The organism is Halomonas sp. SL18_1 (assembly GCF_055755715.1).
Genome location: NZ_JBVTRK010000001.1, coordinates 1,097,707 through 1,114,841, shown reverse-complemented (window position 1 = coordinate 1,114,841; position 17,135 = coordinate 1,097,707). Strand labels below are relative to the sequence as shown.

9 protein-coding genes and 3 pseudogenes are annotated in these 17,135 nt (G+C 64.5%); 6 read left to right on the top strand and 6 right to left on the bottom strand.

All coding sequences use genetic code 11. The features are described 5' to 3' along the window. The first annotated feature begins 28 nt into the window (after positions 1-28). Together hemN and fnr are read left to right on the top strand one after the other, a co-directional pair. Complete coding sequence (hemN, locus tag ACSJDS_RS05605) at positions 29-1,429, top strand: oxygen-independent coproporphyrinogen III oxidase (protein ID WP_473032419.1); 1,401 nt, start codon at positions 29-31, stop codon at positions 1,427-1,429. A 137-nt stretch (positions 1,430-1,566) separates the two neighbouring features. Continuing rightward, entirely contained in the window at positions 1,567-2,313 is a 747-nt protein-coding gene (gene fnr, locus ACSJDS_RS05600) for a fumarate/nitrate reduction transcriptional regulator Fnr (protein WP_473032418.1), read from the top strand. Between the two features lie 90 nt (positions 2,314-2,403). Here the strand turns inward: fnr and ttcA are convergent, their stop codons facing one another. The 3 genes and pseudogenes from ttcA to ACSJDS_RS05585 form a co-directional block, all read right to left on the bottom strand. Next, positions 2,404-3,330 (bottom strand): tRNA 2-thiocytidine(32) synthetase TtcA, encoded by a 927-nt coding sequence (ttcA, locus tag ACSJDS_RS05595; protein WP_473032417.1) that lies wholly within the window; start codon positions 3,328-3,330, stop codon positions 2,404-2,406. Between the two features lie 117 nt (positions 3,331-3,447). Continuing rightward, positions 3,448-4,074 (bottom strand): 3'-5' exonuclease, encoded by a 627-nt coding sequence (locus ACSJDS_RS05590; protein WP_473032416.1) that lies wholly within the window; start codon positions 4,072-4,074, stop codon positions 3,448-3,450. Positions 4,075-4,135: 61 nt separating this feature from the next. Continuing rightward, positions 4,136-5,955: pseudogene (locus ACSJDS_RS05585) on the bottom strand (putative nucleotidyltransferase substrate binding domain-containing protein). 640 nt (positions 5,956-6,595) lie between these two features. Here ACSJDS_RS05585 and ACSJDS_RS05580 point away from each other — a divergent pair. The 4 genes and pseudogenes from ACSJDS_RS05580 (at position 6,596) to ACSJDS_RS05565 (ending at position 13,470) form a co-directional block, all read left to right on the top strand. Further along, entirely contained in the window at positions 6,596-6,856 is a 261-nt protein-coding gene (locus ACSJDS_RS05580) for a DUF4212 domain-containing protein (protein ID WP_473032415.1), read from the top strand. A 6-nt stretch (positions 6,857-6,862) separates the two neighbouring features. Then, a pseudogene (locus tag ACSJDS_RS05575) lies at positions 6,863-8,658 on the top strand (sodium:solute symporter family protein). Positions 8,659-8,755: 97 nt separating this feature from the next. After that, a complete protein-coding gene (locus ACSJDS_RS05570; RefSeq protein ID WP_473032414.1) occupies positions 8,756-9,274 on the top strand; it encodes a hypothetical protein in 519 nt (172 codons plus the stop codon). Positions 9,275-9,524: 250 nt separating this feature from the next. Then, positions 9,525-13,470: pseudogene (locus ACSJDS_RS05565) on the top strand (hybrid sensor histidine kinase/response regulator). A gap of 236 nt (positions 13,471-13,706) precedes the next feature. On the opposite strand, the gene ACSJDS_RS05560 reads toward ACSJDS_RS05565, so the two are convergent. The 3 genes from ACSJDS_RS05560 to ACSJDS_RS05550 all read right to left on the bottom strand — a co-directional run bounded on the left by ACSJDS_RS05560 (position 13,707) and on the right by ACSJDS_RS05550 (position 17,131). Beyond that, a complete protein-coding gene (locus ACSJDS_RS05560) occupies positions 13,707-14,369 on the bottom strand; it encodes a LuxR C-terminal-related transcriptional regulator (protein ID WP_238976798.1) in 663 nt (220 codons plus the stop codon). Between the two features lie 209 nt (positions 14,370-14,578). Further along, a complete protein-coding gene (acs, locus tag ACSJDS_RS05555) occupies positions 14,579-16,528 on the bottom strand; it encodes an acetate--CoA ligase (RefSeq protein WP_473032413.1) in 1,950 nt (649 codons plus the stop codon). Positions 16,529-16,699: 171 nt separating this feature from the next. Further along, positions 16,700-17,131, bottom strand: coding sequence for a SprT family zinc-dependent metalloprotease (locus ACSJDS_RS05550; protein WP_473032412.1), 432 nt, complete (start codon positions 17,129-17,131; stop codon positions 16,700-16,702). Between the last annotated feature and the right edge of the window lie 4 nt (positions 17,132-17,135).

The following is a 17,135-nucleotide window of genomic DNA, read 5'->3' as shown; positions in this document are numbered from 1 at the left end:
GCACCTATCGAGCCGCCGGAGTGCCTTCATGTCCGTCCCCGCGATGTCCGTACATCGAGCGATGGCCGACCCCTTCGCCTGGGACGAGTCGCTGCTGCGCCGCTACGCCATCGGCGGGCGTCGCTACACCTCGTACCCCACACCGTCCGCCTTCCAGGAAGACTTCGGTGAAGTGGACTACCAGGCCGCGCTGGCGCGCAGCAACGCCGGGGCCCGACCGCTGTCGGTCTATGTGCACATCCCGTTCTGCCGCACTATCTGCCACTACTGCGCTTCCAACAAGGTAGCCGCCCGGGCCAACCGGCTCGCCGAGCCCTACCTGTCGCGACTCGACCGGGAAATGGTGCTGATCCGGCAGCGCCTGGACACCGCGCGGGAGGTCCAGCAGCTGCACTGGGGCGGCGGAACCCCGACCTTCTTGAGCCTCGACCAGATGAGCGATCTGATCGACCGGCTGGACGCCCGTTTCGGCCTGTCCGGCGCGCGTGATCGAGACTATGCCATCGACATCGATCCGCGCGAGGCGGATGTCTTTACCCTGCGCCACCTGCAGGCGCTGGGCTTCAACCGCTTGAGTCTCGGCGTCCAGGATCTCGACCCCCGGGTATTGAAGGCCATCAACCGCGTCCAGCCGCGGGTGCTGACCGAAGCGCTGATCGATGAAGCCGACCGCCTGGGCTTTCGCTCTCTCAACCTCGACCTTATCATCGGCCTGCCGCTGCAGACCCGCGACAGTTTCGCCGTCACCCTGGAGCAGGTAATCGCCATGGCGCCGCCCAGGCTTTCGGTGTTCCACTACGCCCACCTGCCCGAAAGGTTCGCCCCCCAGCGGCGTATCCGCCGCGAGGAACTGCCCAGCCCGGAGGAAAAGCTGGCGATCCTGCGCACCGCAGTGGCCATGCTCACCGCCGCCGGCTACGTACATATCGGCATGGATCAGTTCGCCCGGCCCGACGACAGCCTGGCGAAGGCCCAGCGCCAGGGCAGCCTGCAGCGCAGCTTCCAGGGCTACGACTGCCATGTCGACAGCGACCTGGTGGGGCTCGGGGTCTCGGCTTTTTCTCGCGTCGACGATGTCTACGCCCAGAACCACCCCCACCTGGCGGCCTACGAAGGGGCGCTGGATGCCAGCGGCCTGCCCATTTCCCGAGGGCTGCGGCTCAACTTCGACGACCGGGTGCGCCGCTACGCCATCGAGCGGCTGATGTGCGACATGGGACTGGACCTGGACGCCCTGGGCGAACGCTTCGGTATCGATGCGCCGCGCTACCTCGCCGACGCCATGGCCCGCCTTGAGGTCCTGGAGCGGGACGGCCTGCTGGGCTGGCAGGGCAGTCGCCTGGAGGCAACGCCCATGGGGCGCCTGCTGATCCAGCATCTCGCCATGGCCTTCGATGCGCGCCGTCCGGACGAGTCACCTCCTCGTTAACCAGGCGCTGCGCCTGACGTTTTCCCCTTGCGGAGATTCCGCGCGGTCCTTGCCTTGCGTCCAATCGTCGCAACGAGCATTTTACCTACCTGAATAATGCTACATAATGACACCATGATCACGATGAGGAGGTGGCCATGGCTGTCAATGCGGCCAGTGCGGTCAACAAGCGGCGCTCCCTGCTGCACGAAACCCGCTGTCAGAACTGTAGCCTGAGTTCGCTGTGCCTGCCGTTGGCGCTGGAGCTCGAGGACATGGAGCAGTTCGACGCCATCATTCGGCGTCGTGCGCCCCTGAAGAAGGGCGAATCCCTGTTCCGTCAGGGCAGCGAATTCAACAGCGTATTCGCGGTGCGCTCCGGCAGCCTCAAACAGGTGACCACAGAAGGCTCCGGCGAGGACCAGGTCACCAACTTCTACCTGCCCAGCGAGCTGGTGGGGCTGGACGGTATCGACGAGGAAGCCTACCCCGGCAGCGTGATCGCCTTGGAAACCACCACGGTGTGCGAGATTCCCTTCGACCGGCTCGATTCGCTGTCCGAACAGCTTCCCGAGCTGCGCGGCCAGCTCTACCGCAGCATGAGCAAGGAGCTGCGCGACGACCGCCGCATGATGCGCCTGCTGTCGCGCAAGACCGCCGACCAGCGCCTGGCCAGTTTCTTCGCCAGCCTCTCCGACCGCTTCCGGCGCCGCGGCTACTCCCCCTACAGCTTCCGACTCTCCATGTCCCGGGCCGACATCGGCAACTACCTGGGGCTGGCTGTGGAGACCGTGAGCCGCATCCTGGGGCGTTTCCAGCAGCAGGGGCTGGTGGAGGTCTCCGGGCGCGAGGTCAACATTCTCAACCTGGAGGCCCTGCTCGAGCAGGCCCAGGAAGAGAGCTGACGCCCTACGCCACCTTGCACCCACCCAAAACCCCGGCAAGCATCGCTTGCCGGGGTTTTGGGTGGGACGTTACGCGTCCAGCTCGCTCAGTCAGCGGCCGGGCACCTCTAGCGCATCGATGCGCCGCGCCTGGCGCCGGGCCTGCTCGGCTTCCAGCCCCGCGAAATCGAACAGATCGCGGTCGGCCAGCTGGGAGGGCGCCACGTTGGTCACCGCCTTGAACATGGTCTCCAGCCGCCCCGGATGCTTGGCCTCCCACTCGGCCAGCATCTCCTTGACCACCTGGCGCTGTAGGTTGGGCTGGGAGCCGCACAGGTTGCAGGGAATGATCGGGAAATCCATCAGTCGCGCGAACTCGGCGATGTCCGCCTCACGGCAGTAGGCCAGCGGGCGGATCAGGATGTTCTTGCCGTCATCGGAGAGCAGCTTGGGCGGCATCGCCTTGAGACTGCCGCCGAAGAAGAGATTGAGGAACAGCGTTTCGAGGATATCCTCGCGATGGTGACCCAGGGCCACCTTGGTGGCACCGATCTCTTCGGCGAAGCCGTAGAGCGAGCCCCGCCGTAGCCGCGAGCAGAGCGCGCAGGTGGTCTTGCCCTCCGGCGTCTTCTCCTTGACCACCGAATAGGTGTCGCGCTCGAGGATGTGGTAGTCGACGCCGATTCGCTCCAGGTACTCGGGCAGCACGTGCTCGGGGAAGCCGGGCTGCTTCTGGTCGAGGTTGACCGCCACCAGCGAGAAGTTCACCGGGGCGTTGCGCTGCAAATTGCGCAGGATCTCCAGCAGCGTGTAGCTGTCCTTGCCGCCGGACAGGCACACCATCACCTTGTCGCCCTCGTGGATCATCCCGTAGTCGATGATGGCATTGCCCACCTGGCGCCGCAGGCGCTTCTGCAGCTTGTTGAACTCACGCCGCGCTTTGCCATCCAGGGCGTCCAGCGGGGACGGCGAACGCGCGGCGGGCGCCTCGGAGGACGCATCGCGGGAGGCGGCGGAAGCGAGGGGGTCGAAAATCATGGCGTCTTGCATGGTGGGGGCGCTGCCAGGGCGGGTGGTGGATAACGGCCGCCATCCTACCATCGTGACCGCGCTCTGGCGACGGGCCCGCGCAGGCCCGGACCGGCGAAGCGGGCATCAGGCCTCGCGCCGGGCCGGCAGCGCACCACGCTCCAGGCGCAGGTACATCAGCGCCGTGGTCACCGCATCCCCGAGGGCGGTATTGCGCCCCATGACCGGCACCCCCAGCGCCTCTGCGGCCGTCTCGAAGCGCGGTGCAGCGGCCGTCTCCAGGTGGCTGCGACGCAGCTGACGATGGTAGAGCTGGGCCACGTCGATACCGCTGTTGGGCAGATCGAAGCCGAAGCGCGGGCGCAGCTGGCGATTGAGGATCGCCAGGTCGAAGTCCAGCCGCCAGCCGAGCAGCGGGCGGTTGCCGATGAAGTCGAGCAGCTCGGCGAGGGCCTGGTCGAGGCACGCGCCGTCGTCCAGGTCGATGCCGCGTAGTCCGTGAACGCGGATCGACTCCCCGGACAGCGTCGACGGCCGCTGCAGCCGGAGATCCAGCGACTCGCTGGTCAATACCCGATCCCCGCGCACCTTCACCGCGGCGATGGAGACCGGCTCGGCGGTGCGCGGGTCGACCCCGGTGGTCTCGCAGTCGATCGCCACCAGCTCATCGCCGGTGTAGGGGTTGAACAGCCAGCCATATTCGCCGTTGGCGTGGCGGCGTCGATCGCTGACGCGTCGCAGGGCACGCAGCATGCAAGACCTCCGTGATGATTGTAGTCGTTACCTTGTTGAGGGAGAGCCGGCACGCCGCGGCTCAGCTGTATTCCAGGTGATAGCGCTGGGAGAGGTGCTGCTTGAAGTCCTTGACGATATGCAAGGCCTCGCGCAGCAGGTCGCGCTCCAGCGACGACAGCTGCTGTACCACCACGCGGTCGGGGCTGCTGCCGTCATCCTCCTGGTCCAGCCGCTCGAGCTGCTGCTTGAGGCGCAGCTCGGTAAACAGCGACAGTGCCTCGCCCAGGTTTTCGGCAGTGCGCTCGTCCAGGCGCCCGTCCGCCGCCAGGGCATCCAGTCGCTCCAGCGTCGAGGTAGGCTTGATGCGCCGCTCCAGGGCCATGGTCCGCACGCCATGCACGATGGGAAAGATCCCCCCTTCTTGATATCGATGCCGTGCTGGGGCTTTTTCAGCGAACCGAACAGGGTCAGCGGCGTGGAAAAGCGCAGGGCGGCCCGAGCGAAATAGGAGAGCAGTATCTCGTCGCGGGAGCACTGCTCGAAGAGCCCCTCGCGCAGCCGGTCGAGCAGCGCCGGATTGCCCGCTACCGCGTGAGAGTCGAGCATGATGGCCAGCTTCATCAAGCTGTCGCCGTCGCGCACCTGCACCCAGTGGGCGATGCGCTCGCGCCACTGCGCCTCGGTGCCCACCCACTCCGGGTTGGAGACCATGATATTGCCTGGACAGGGCGGATAGCCCAGATCGATGAGGGTGCGGGTCAGCGCCTGCATGCGCTCATCGAGATCGGGCCACTCCAGGTCGTCGGTCAGGATCAGGCCGTTGTCCTGGTCGGTCTTGAGGATCTGCTCGCCGCGCCCCTCGCTGCCCATCACCATCAGACAGGCATCGCGGTGATAGCGCTCGTCGATCAAAAAGCCCCAGGCCTTGGCCATGATCCGCCCGTTGAGCGCCGCCAGCAGCCCCATGGCGAAGCGCAGCTTGACGCCTTGGGCCATCAGCGCCTTGACCAGCTCCGGGGTGCGATGGCTGGCGCGCATCAGCGCCTCCAGGCTATCGGCCTGTTCCACCTGCAGGCTGACCACATAGCTGCGGCTGGAGAAGAAGCTGAGCACGTCGGTCAGCTCCACGACGCCTACGGGCTTCCCCTCCTCCATGACCACCACCCGCTCGACCTTGAAGCGGGTCATGATGACCAGCGCCTCGAACAGGTACTGGTTGGCCCCTACCGTGACCAGCTCGAAGTGGGCAATGTCCATCACCGGGCTCTGCTTGTCGCGCTCTTCGATGACCAGCGCATTGAGCAGGTCGGTCTTGGTGATCATGCCGGCGCCCTGCTCGCCCTCCACCAGCAGGCTGTCGGCATGGCCCTCATTGAGGGTGTTCACCGCCTCGGCGACGGTGGCAGCGGGCGCCACGCACAGCGGCTTGCGCATGCATTCGCCCACTTTGGCCAGCATGAAACCGGCCATGGTCACGCCCCCTTCGGCGCGCTGCTCGGTCAACAGACGCGCCTTGTGGGAGAGCGTCTGGCGGAAAAACTCGGCGAACGGCGGGTAGTCGTTGCACAGCTGCAGGAACAGCGCCTTGGGCAGCAGGTAGCAAAGGCTCTCCTGCTCGGCGCGAAAGCGGTAGCGGCTCTTACCATTGAGGATGCTGATCGCTCCGAACAGATCCCCCTGGGTATAGTGGCCGATGCGCTCACGCGCCCCGGGCAGGGTAGTGTCCAGCTCGGCGACTTCGCCCTTGTGGATGATGAACACGAATTCACCGGGCTGGCCCGTTTCGAGGATAATCTCGTCGCGGTCGAAGTAGGCCAGGTCCACGCCACTGCGAATGCGCTCACGCCCTTCATCGTCCAGAAAGGTAAAGGGTGGCTGTGAGAGATCGACCTCGACCATGGTGCTGTCCTCGTGTTGCGGCGGCTCCCCTCGAGGGGCTCCGGGGGAGTCAGTCCGGTGGCGAAGCCACTCAGTAGGATGCCGCTTCGTCGCTGATGATACCCATGAACCACCATGAAGATGACATTCAAGTCAGAATAGCAACATCTACTTTTACGACGATACATAGACGATCGTTCAAGGCCGGCGACTCTAGACGAACGTCCAAGACGCCTTTCCCATAGACCAAGGTTTTAGAATGCCCGAAAGGTCATCTCCAGCCCCTGCTCGCCAGGCTATACCATCGTCCTATACGCTTGCGAACAGCCCCGCCAAAGACCCGGACAAATCATCGCAACTATATGAAAAATAAAGATTTAATGTGGAATCGTTCAATCACAGTTAACTCATGATACCAAAGTCTGGGATTTAATTTTCGCCTTCATTGCCCACTATCCATTCGTGCGTCATGCAGGGTAATCGCACGTCGATAACCGCCTCCGACAGCGCGCACTCAGGACGGACACCGCTCTCTTTGCGAGCGGCTCTGCCAACGGTGTCACGCGAGGATTCAGGCTGTAGACGCCCGATTGCCTTGATGAGTCAGCCCAACTCTTCAGTGCAATTTCCAAACCTTTAACAACAAGTGGAGTGCAACACTATGGCAGATGAAAAATCCAATGCCGCTGCTTACTGGAAGGCGAATGTCCGCCTGATATTCGGTTGCCTGGCCGTCTGGGCGCTGGTCTCCTACGGCTTCGCCATCCTGCTTCGCCCCCTGCTCTCCGGCATCCCCATTGGCGGGACCGACCTGGGCTTCTGGTTTGCCCAGCAGGGCTCGATCCTGACCTTCATCGCGTTAATCTTCTTCTACGCCTGGAAGATGAACAAGCTCGATGAACAATTCGGTCTCGGGGAGTAATCCGGCATGAGTCAGTTTGCAATCAACTTGTTATTCGTGGGGGCGTCCTTTGCCCTCTACATCGGCATCGCCATCTGGGCGCGCGCCGGCTCCACCAAGGACTTCTATGTCGCCGGCGGTGGCGTCCACCCCGTCACCAACGGCATGGCGACCGCCGCCGACTGGATGTCGGCGGCCTCCTTCATCTCCATGGCCGGCCTGCTGGCCTCCGGCGGCTACGCCAACTCATCGTTCCTGATGGGCTGGACCGGCGGCTACGTCATCCTGGCCATGCTGCTGGCCCCCTACCTGCGCAAGTTCGGCAAGTTCACGGTGCCGGACTTCATCGGCGACCGGTTCTACAGCAATACCGCACGCACCGTGGCGGTCATCTGCCTGATCGTTGCCTCGGTCACCTACGTCATCGGTCAGATGACCGGCGCCGGCGTGGCCTTCTCGCGCTTCCTCGAAGTCAGCAATACCTGGGGCATCTGGATCGCCGCCGGTATCGTTTTCCTCTACGCGGTCTTCGGCGGCATGAAGGGCATCACCTACACCCAGGTGGCCCAGTACATCGTCCTGATCATCGCCTATACCATTCCGGCCGTGTTCATCGCCTTCCAGCTGACCGGCAATCCCATTCCGATGTTCGGGATGTTCAGCACCCACAATGAATCCGGGCTGCCGCTGCTGGCCAAGCTGAGCGAGGTGCTGGTGGAACTTGGCTTCCGCGACTATGCCGCGGACGTGGACAACAAGCTGAACATGGTACTGTTCACCCTGTCACTGATGGTCGGTACCGCCGGTCTGCCCCACGTCATCATCCGCTTCTTCACCGTGCCCAAGGTGGCGGATGCCCGCTGGTCGGCCGGCTGGGCGCTGGTGTTCATCGCGCTGCTCTACCTGACCGCTCCCGCCGTGGCCTCCATGGCACGCCTGAACCTGCTGACCACGGTCTATCCGGAGGCCGCCGGCCAGGTGGAGAACTACGAGGAAGCCATGGCCGAGCCGATCCTCTACGAGGAGCGTCCGGACTGGTTCCGTACCTGGGAAGAGACCGGCCTGATCACCTTCAATGACCTCAACAACGACGGACGCATCCAGTTCTACAACGATGCCAACGAAGACTTCGCCGACACCGCCGCCGAGCGTGGCTGGGAAGGCAACGAGCTCGAGGTCAACAACGACATCCTGGTACTGGCTAACCCGGAAATCGCCAATCTGCCGCCCTGGGTCATCGGCCTGATCGCGGCCGGCGGTATCGCCGCGGCGCTGTCCACCGCAGCGGGCCTGCTGCTGGCGATCTCCTCGGCCATCAGCCACGACCTGATCAAGAAGACCATCAATCCCAGCATCAGTGAGAAGGGCGAGATGCTGGCGGCGCGGATCTCCATGGCCGGCGCCATCCTGTTGGCCACCTATCTGGGGCTCAATCCGCCGGGTTCGCGGCGCAGGTGGTGGCACTGGCCTTCGGTATCGCCGGCGCTTCCATCTTCCCGGCCATCATGATGGGGATCTTCTCCAAGCGGGTGAACAGCAAGGGCGCCATCGCCGGCATGCTCGCCGGCCTGATCGCCACCCTGCTGTATATCTTCACCTACCTGGGCTGGTTCTTCATCAGCGGCACCAACATGCTGCCCAACACGCCGGACAACTGGATCTTGGGTATCTCGCCGCTCTCCTTCGGGGCAATCGGTGCGATGATCAACTTCGCTGTGGCCTTCGCGGTCTCCAGCGTCACCGAAGAGCCGCCGCAGGAGATCCAGGACCTGGTGGAAAGCGTGCGCTATCCGAAAGGCGCTGGCGCCGCCACCGGCCACTAAGCGATAATGGTATCCCGGCCCTGACGGTCAGGGCCGCGGAGCCGACACTCATCGGGCTTCCCCTCGGGAAGCCCGTTTTCATTCAGGATGACGCACTATGATATGGCACTTGATCGCCGCCGCCTTCGCCGGCCTGGGTGCGGCGGGCATCGGCCTGCTGCTACGCTTTCTCAGCGGCAAGCGCCTGCCCCGTTGGATCATCCCGGTCTGTGCCGGCCTGGGCGTACTGGGCTACCAGATCCATCACGAATACACTTGGTTCAGCCACAAGCAGCTTCAGCTCCCCGACTCGGCCGAGGTGGTCTCCCGAGAGGCGGGAGGCGCCATCTGGCGCCCGTGGACCTACGCCTTCCCCATGACCACCGCCTTCAGCGTGGTGGACCGGGACAACGTGATTCCCCGCCAGGCCGATGAACACCGGCTGGTCGAGTTCATTCTTTACCGCTTCGAGCAGCAGTACGTGGACCAGGTCACCCACCAAGCCTACCTGATGAACTGCACCACTCGGGAACTGCTGCCGCTGGTCGGCGAGTCACGTCAGCCGCGCTTCGAGTCGCTGCGCGAGCTCGACGCCGATGATCCGCTCTATGGAGCGGTGTGTGAGGAGCGCGCGTAGCGCTTGACGTGGTGCTGCCCCGGCTGCCCTCGCAGCCGGCATTACCCTAAAATAAGGGTCTTCGCACTTTGACGTGAACATGTCTGGCAGGTTTTATGGTGGGAGGCCGGCTCTGCCGGGCGAAGGCGCCGCAGGCGCCCCTTGGGTAGCGCTGCGCGCTACTTCGCGAGCTGAAGCTCCCTCCCACAGGGCCAGTTCACGCCAGTCTGCGGAGAACCAAAAATAGGCGGACACCGAAGAGGGGACCCGCATGTTCGCTGGCTGGCTACTGGTCGCCGTTTCACTGCTGTATATCGCCGTGCTGTTCGCCATCGCCTGGCGCGGCGACCGCCATGCCCGCAAGCACGGCGCCAGCCGCCGCCGGCCGATCATCTATATCCTGGCGCTGGCCATCTACTGCACCTCCTGGAGCTTCTACGGTGCGGTGGGCCAGGCGGCCACCGCCGGCTGGTCGTTCGCCAGTATCTACGTGGGGCCGATCCTCACCTTCCTGCTGTTCTGGCCGGTGCTGGCCAAGATGATTCGCGTCGCCAAGCGGCAGAACATCACCTCCATCGCCGACTTCATCGCCTCGCGCTACGGCAAGACCCAGTCGCTGGCGGCCTTCGCCAGCCTGGTGGCGCTGATTGGCACCCTGCCCTACATCGCCCTGCAGCTGAAGGCGGTCTCGACCTCCTTCGCGGTGCTTACCGACGCCACCGATATCACCCATGCGCCGCTGTTCGCCGATACCGCCTTCTACGTGGCGCTGGTGATGGCCGCCTTCGCCATTCTCTTCGGCACCCGCCATACCGATGCCACCGAGCACCACGAGGGCCTGATCCATGCCGTGGCCTTCGAATCGCTGGTCAAGCTGCTGGCCTTCCTGCTGCTGGGCGCCTATGTGACCTGGGGGATGTTCGGCGGCCTGGGCGACTTGATGGGGCGCGCCGATAGTCAGCTCGAGCTGCAGCGCCAGCTGGCCGACCAGAACTTCGGGCATGGCTTCTGGGCCCAGACCCTGCTGGCCATGCTGGCGATCTTCTGCCTGCCCCGCCAGTTCCATGTCGCGGTCGTGGAGAACACCCACCCCGACGATGCGACCAAGGCGCGCTGGCTGTTCCCGCTCTACCTGGTAGCGTTCGCCTTTTTCATCCTGCCCATTGCCGCCGCCGGCCTGGCGATGTTCCCCGACGGCTCGGTGGAGCCCGACACCTTCGTGCTGGCACTGCCCATGGCGGCCGGCAACGAGTGGCTGACCCTGCTCACCTATATCGGCGGCTTCTCGGCGGCCACCGGTATGGTGATCGTAGCCACGGTGGCGGTATCGATCATGATCTCTAACGAGATCGTGATCCCGGCGCTGTTCCGCCTGCATTGGCTGGACGCCCGCCCCCGCGACTACGGCCGCCTGGTGCTGCGCGCCCGACGCATCACCATCGGCGTCATCCTGGCACTGGCCTATGGCTTCTATCACCTGATCGGCGAGTTCGGCTCGCTGGCCTCTATCGGCATGCTGTCGTTTGCCGCCGCCGCCCAGTTCGCCCCCGCTCTGCTCGGCGGCCTCTACTGGAAGCGCGGCAACCGGCTGGGGGTGATCGTCGGCATGAACGCCGGCTTCGCCATCTGGGCCTACAGCCTGCTGATGCCGGCCATGATCTCCGCCGGGGTGCTGCCGGGACACTGGCTCGACGGCGGCCCCCTGGGCCTGGCCTGGCTCTCCCCCACGGCGCTGTTTGGCCTCAACTTCGGCGACGGCTTCACCCACGGGGTCATGCTCTCGCTGGGCGTGAACCTGTTCTGCTACATCTTTATCTCACAGGTCACCTCCCAGCGGGTGGTGGAGCGCATCCAGGCCTCGCTGTTCGTCGACAGCGTGGAGACCCGCCAGACCTCGGTCAATCGCCCCTGGACCGGCGCCACCACCGTGGGCGACCTCAAGGTTCTGTGCGAGCGCTTCCTGGGCGCCGGCCAGGTTCAGCGGGCCTTCGACGATTACGCCCGACGCAGCGGCACTTCGCTGGAAGACGGTACCCGCGCCTCCATCGACGTCATCCAGTTTACCGAACGCTTCCTGGCCTCGGTGCTCGGCGCCTCCTCGGCACGCATCGTGGTCAACTCGGCGCTGCAGGGCCGCGGCATCGGCATCTCCGACGTCATCTCGATCGTCGACGAAGCCTCCCAGGTGCTGGAGTTCAACCGCGCCCTGCTGCAGGCCACCATCGAGAACATCAACCAGGGCATCAGCGTGGTGGATCAGAACATGCGCCTGGTGGTGTGGAACCAGCGCTACCTGGAGCTGTTCCGCTTTCCCGACCACCTGATCCGGGTCGGCGCTCCCATCGACAAGATCTTCCGCTACAACGCCCACAACGGCGAATACGGCCCCGGCGACCCCGAGGAGCACGTGCGCCTGCTGATCGACAACATCCGTGACGGACAGCCTCATCGCTACGTACGCTATCGCCAGGACGGCAGCGTGCTGGAGGTACAGGGCAACCCCATGCCCGGCGGCGGCTTCGTCTACACCTACCAGGACATCACTCAGCAGAAGCGCATCGAAGAGGCGCTGATTCGCTCCGAGAACAATATCCGCATCTACACCGACAATGTGCCGGCGTTGATCGCCTACTTCGACAAGGAGTGCCGCTATCTCTTCACCAACCGCGCCTATGAGGAGGCTTTCGGCATCGACCGCAACGAGGTCATCGGACAGCATGTCGATACGGTGATCACCGGCGAGATGGCCCGCGAGCGTGCGCCCTGGATCCGCCGCGCGCTGGCCGGGGAGCGGGTCAGCTTCGAGGTCTCCATGCAGGGCAGCGACGGCATTCGCTACATGCTGGTGACCTACACCCCGCACTTCGGCGACAGCGGGGCAATACTGGGCTTCTTCGCCCTCTACCAGGACATCACCGAGCGCCGCCTGGCCGAGATCGCCCTCGAGGAAACCAACGAAACCCTGGAAGAGCGGGTGCGCGAGCGCACCCAGGCGCTCTCCGAGGCCAACGCCGCGCTGCGCCAGGAGAACCGCGTGCGTGCCGAAGCCGAGCAGGCGCTGCGCCAGGCCAAACAGCTGGCCGAGAACGCCAACGCCTCCAAGACGCGTTTCCTGGCGGCGGCCAGCCACGACCTGCTGCAACCGCTCAATGCCGCCCGGCTGTTCACCTCGGCACTGGCTCAGGAGATGAACCCCGTCGATATGAAGCGCACCGTCGGCCATATCGACAACTCGCTACAGGCCGCCGAGGAGCTGCTGGGTACCCTGCTCGACATCTCCAAGCTGGATGCCGGTGCCCTGACCCCGAGACGCAGCCACTTCGCCCTGGCCGATGTCTTCCAGCCGCTGCGCGCCGAGTTCGAGGTGATGGCCGAAGATCGCGGTCTCGACCTGGTGGTAGTACCAACCCACCAATCGGGTCGACAGCGACCCCCAGATGCTGCGGCGCATCGTGCAGAACTTCCTGTCGAATGCCATTCGCTACACTCAGGAGGGACGGGTGCTGCTGGGCTGCCGCCGTCAGGGCGAGCGGCTTTCCATCGAGGTGTGGGACTCCGGCCCCGGGATCCCCGAATCCAAGCAGGCCGAGATCTTCCAGGAGTTCCGCCGCCTGGATCAGGCCTCTCGCCACAAGGAGAGCGAGAAGGGCCTGGGACTGGGGCTCTCCATCGCCGATCGCATGAGCCGGGTGCTCGACCACCCGATCCGGGTGCGCTCCTGGGAGGGCTTCGGCACCGTCTTCGCGGTCAGCGTGCCGACGGTGCAAGCGCGCAGCCCGGCCCAACAGGCCGAGGAGGCCGCCTCGCCCCGGCGGAGCGGCAACAAGCTGGCCGGCACCCGCATCCTGTGCATCGACAACGAGACGCTGATTCTGGAGGGCATGAAAGCGATGCTCTCCGGCTGGGGCTGCGAGGTGTTCACCGCCACCTCCATCGGCGGCGCCAAGTCGGTCCTGCGCCACCTGGACGGCGACCCGGACGCGATCCTCGCCGACTATCACCTGGATAACGAGGTCACCGGGCTGATGGCCCTGGAAGCCCTTGCCGAGCGCTTCGAAGGGGTGGTGCCGGGCATCGTGATCACCGCCGACCGCACCGAGGAAGTCGCCGCGGAGATTCGCCGCTCGGGCTATCACCTGCTGCAAAAACCGGTGCGCCCCGCCGCCCTGCGCGCCCTGCTCACCCGCACCCTGCAGGCCAGCCGGGCGACGCAGTAGAGCGAGGGGCGAGGGGCGAGGGGCGAGGGGCGAGGAGCGAGGAGCGAGGAGAAAGGAGAAAGGAGAAAGGAGAAAGGAGAAAGGAGAAAGGAGAAAGGAGAAAGGAGAAAGGAGAAAGAAATGAGGGGCGAGGAAGAAGCGTCAAACAATAACATCGCCACCTAATGCAAGAACCCACCGTATGGTGGGTTCTTGCATTACCTCGAACCTCGAACCTCGAACCTCGAACCTCGAACCTAAGACTCGACCTTCGGCGGCTCCACCTCGAGCTTCTGGGCGGCGATCACCGCCTGAGTGCGGGAGTGCACGCCCAGCTTGCGAAGAATGGCAGTGACGTGGGCCTTGATGGTCGCCTCCGAGACATTGAGCTCGTAGGCGATCTGCTTGTTGAGCAGCCCTTCCGTCAGCATGTTGAGCACGCGAAACTGCTGCGGGGTGAGCGAAGCAATCGCCTCGGCGAAACGGGTTTCGTCCTCGTTGGCATCTCCCATGGCATCGGCCAGCTCCGCCGGCAGCCACACCTCACCGTCGAGTATCTCGCTGACCGCCTCGGCAATCAGTGCCAGCGACGACGACTTGGGGATGAACCCAGAGGCCCCGTAGTCGATGGCACGGCGCACCACATGGGGCTCATCGCTGCCCGAGACCACCGCCACCGGGATATCCGGGGTCTGACCGCGCAGCTGGATCAGCCCAGAGAAGCCGTGGGCGCCCGGCATATGCAGGTCGAGCAGGATCAGGTCGGCATCGGGATGTCGCGTCACCACCTCGTTGGTGGCCTCCATGGTATCGGACTCGACGATCTCGGCCTGGGGTGCCAACTGACGCAGCGCCTGGGTCAGGGCTGCGCGGAACAGCGGATGGTCATCGGCAACGATGAATTTCTGGGCAAAAGCCATGGATACTCCTCCGGTTCCTCGAGCAGCAGGGGGCGGCCGGCCGCCACGACGCTGGGCACTATCTATCGATGAAGCTATGAGTTTCCAGAATGTTACCCCATGGACAAAGCGATTCCCAAGCTCTGACGGCGCCACATCCCGATTTCCTGACCTGCGCCCACAAAAAGCCGGCCCGAAGGCCGGCGAAGGGGGTCAAGCGATCCGCATGATCAGCGCGAGGCGCGATGTTCGATGAGGTCGTCGACCACGCTAGGATCGGCCAGGGTGCTGGTATCGCCCAGGCCATCGGTCTCGTTGGCGGCAATCTTGCGCAGAATGCGGCGCATGATCTTGCCCGAGCGGGTCTTGGGCAGACCCGGCGCCCACTGGATGACATCCGGCGAGGCGATCGGCCCGATGTCCTTGCGAACCCACTGAGTCAGCTCCTTCTTGAGCTCGTCGCTGGGCTCGACGCCATCAGTCAGGGTCACATAGATATAGATCCCCTGGCCCTTGATATCGTGGGGGAAGCCCACCACGGCGGCCTCGGCCACGGCATCATGGGCGACCAGCGAGGACTCGATCTCGGCGGTACCCATGCGGTGCCCGGAGACATTGAGCACGTCGTCGACGCGGCCGGTGATCCAGTAGTAGCCGTCTTCGTCGCGGCGGCAGCCGTCACCGGTGAAATACATGCCCTGGTAGGTCGAGAAGTAGGTCTGAACGAAGCGCTCGTGGTTGCCCCAGATGGAGCGCGCCTGACCGGGCCAGGAGTCCAGAATCACCAGGTTGCCTTCGGTCGCTCCCTCGAGCAGATTGCCCTCGTTGTCGACCAGCGCCGGCATCACGCCGAAGAACGGCAGGGTCGCCGAGCCGGGCTTGAGATCCATGGCGCCGGGCAGCGGGGCGATCAGGATGCCCCCGGTCTCGGTCTGCCACCAGGTGTCGACGATCGGGCACTTCGAGTTGCCGATCACCCGATAGAACCACTCCCAGGCCTCGGGGTTGATGGGCTCGCCGACAGAGCCGAGCAGGCGCAGGCTGTCGCGCTGGCTGGAGTCCATGACATTGTCGCCATGGGCCATCAGGGCCCGGATCGCCGTGGGAGCCGTGTAGAGAATGGCGACATTGTGCTTGTCGACGATCTCACCCATGCGGCCGTGGCTCGGGTAGCTGGGCACGCCCTCGAACATCAGCGTCGTGGCGCCGTTGGCCAGCGGTCCGTAGACGATGTAGCTGTGGCCGGTAACCCAGCCCACGTCGGCGGTGCACCAGTAGACCTCGCCGTCCTGGTAGTCGAAGACGTACTGGTGGGTCAGGCTAGCGTAGGTGAGATAGCCGCCGGTGGTGTGCTTGAGCCCCTTGGGCGCACCGGTGGAGCCCGACGTGTAGAGGATGAACAGCGGGTCCTCGGCGTTCATGACCTCCGGCTCACACTCGGTGGACTGCTGGTCGACTAGCTCGTGGTACCAGACGTCACGCCCCTCCTTCCAGTCGATCTCGCCACCGGTGCGCTTGACCACCAGCACCTTCTCGCACACCTCGGTGCCCGGCCGGGTCAGGGCGGCGTCGACGTTGTCCTTGAGCGGCACCTGCTTGCCGCCGCGCACCGACTCGTCGGCGGTGATCACCAGCTTGGAGTCGGCGCCGATGACCCGCTGGGCCACGGCGTCCGGCGAGAAGCCACCGAACACCACCGAGTGCACGGCACCGATGCGGGCGCAGGCCAGCATCGCCACGGCAGCCTCGGGGATCATCGGCATATAGAGGGTCACCACGTCGCCCTTGCCGATGCCCAGCGCTTTCAGGGCGTTGGCCAGCCGGCAGGTCTGGGCGTGCAGTTCGCGGTAGCTGACGTGCTTGGCGTCATTGGGGTCGTCGCCCTCCCAGATGATCGCCGTCTGATCGCCCCGGGTGGCCAGATGACGGTCGAGGCAGTTGGCGCTAGCGTTGAGCTTGCCGTCCTCGAACCAGCGGATATCCACGTTGTGGGAGTCGAAGGAAGTGTGCTTGATCTTCGTCGGTGCCTGGATCCAGTCGAGGCGCTTGGCCTGCTCGGCCCAGAAGCCTTCGGGATCGTCGACGGACTGCTGATAAAGCGCCTGATACTTTTCTCTATCGATCCACGCCTTGGCGGCAAAGTCGTCGCGTACCGGATGGACTTTTTGCTGTTCGGTCATTGAATAGCCTCTTCCAGGAGATGCACCCACTCAGTGTATGACACCGGCTCTGTTTATTATTGGCGAACCGGAACCTTGATGCCCACCCAGCATATACCCCCTGGGGCAACCTTCCCTTTAGACATTGGTATCAAGAATTTCCTTTTTCATATCAATTAGTTGTATCGATTTTCAGCGATCTACCAACGGTTGATAGACCAAGGTCTGAGCGCAGTGGCGGCAGCGATAGCCGCGCCCTCGACGCACCAGCGCATGACGCTGCGGGCTAAAGGCGTGCTCGCGACAGGCGCAGACATAGCGGTAAGGGGCCGGGCTCGCCCGGTGGGTATCGAAGCAATGGGTCACCCGCGGCACGAGTCCGAAGAGCCCGCGCATCACTGTCTTCCACTCGCTCCCGTGAGGACGGGCCAAGTGTCCGTCCTCGAGATGGTGGACCAGCCAGTGGGCCATTTCATGGGGCACCACCTCGACCAGGAAGTCGACGCGATTCTCTCCCAGCAGCACCGGGTTGAAGCGCAGACCACCGCGGCCAAAGTGAGCCTGACCGGCGCACTTGCCGCGCAAATCGCACCATACCGCCGGCCTGGGCAGGGCGGGATGCACCTCG

What these genes read in the sequence shown, in the direction of transcription:
- ACSJDS_RS05560 (WP_238976798.1), bottom strand. Translation starts at nt 14,369, where the DNA reads ATGGCTTTTGCCCAGAAATTCATCGTTGCCGATGACCATCCGCTGTTC.
- fnr (WP_473032418.1), top strand. Translation starts at nt 1,567, where the DNA reads ATGGCTGTCAATGCGGCCAGTGCGGTCAACAAGCGGCGCTCCCTGCTG.
- hemN (WP_473032419.1), top strand. Translation starts at nt 29, where the DNA reads ATGTCCGTCCCCGCGATGTCCGTACATCGAGCGATGGCCGACCCCTTC.
- acs (WP_473032413.1), bottom strand. Translation starts at nt 16,528, where the DNA reads ATGACCGAACAGCAAAAAGTCCATCCGGTACGCGACGACTTTGCCGCC.
- ACSJDS_RS05570 (WP_473032414.1), top strand. Translation starts at nt 8,756, where the DNA reads ATGATATGGCACTTGATCGCCGCCGCCTTCGCCGGCCTGGGTGCGGCG.
- ttcA (WP_473032417.1), bottom strand. Translation starts at nt 3,330, where the DNA reads ATGATTTTCGACCCCCTCGCTTCCGCCGCCTCCCGCGATGCGTCCTCC.
- ACSJDS_RS05590 (WP_473032416.1), bottom strand. Translation starts at nt 4,074, where the DNA reads ATGCTGCGTGCCCTGCGACGCGTCAGCGATCGACGCCGCCACGCCAAC.
- ACSJDS_RS05580 (WP_473032415.1), top strand. Translation starts at nt 6,596, where the DNA reads ATGGCAGATGAAAAATCCAATGCCGCTGCTTACTGGAAGGCGAATGTC.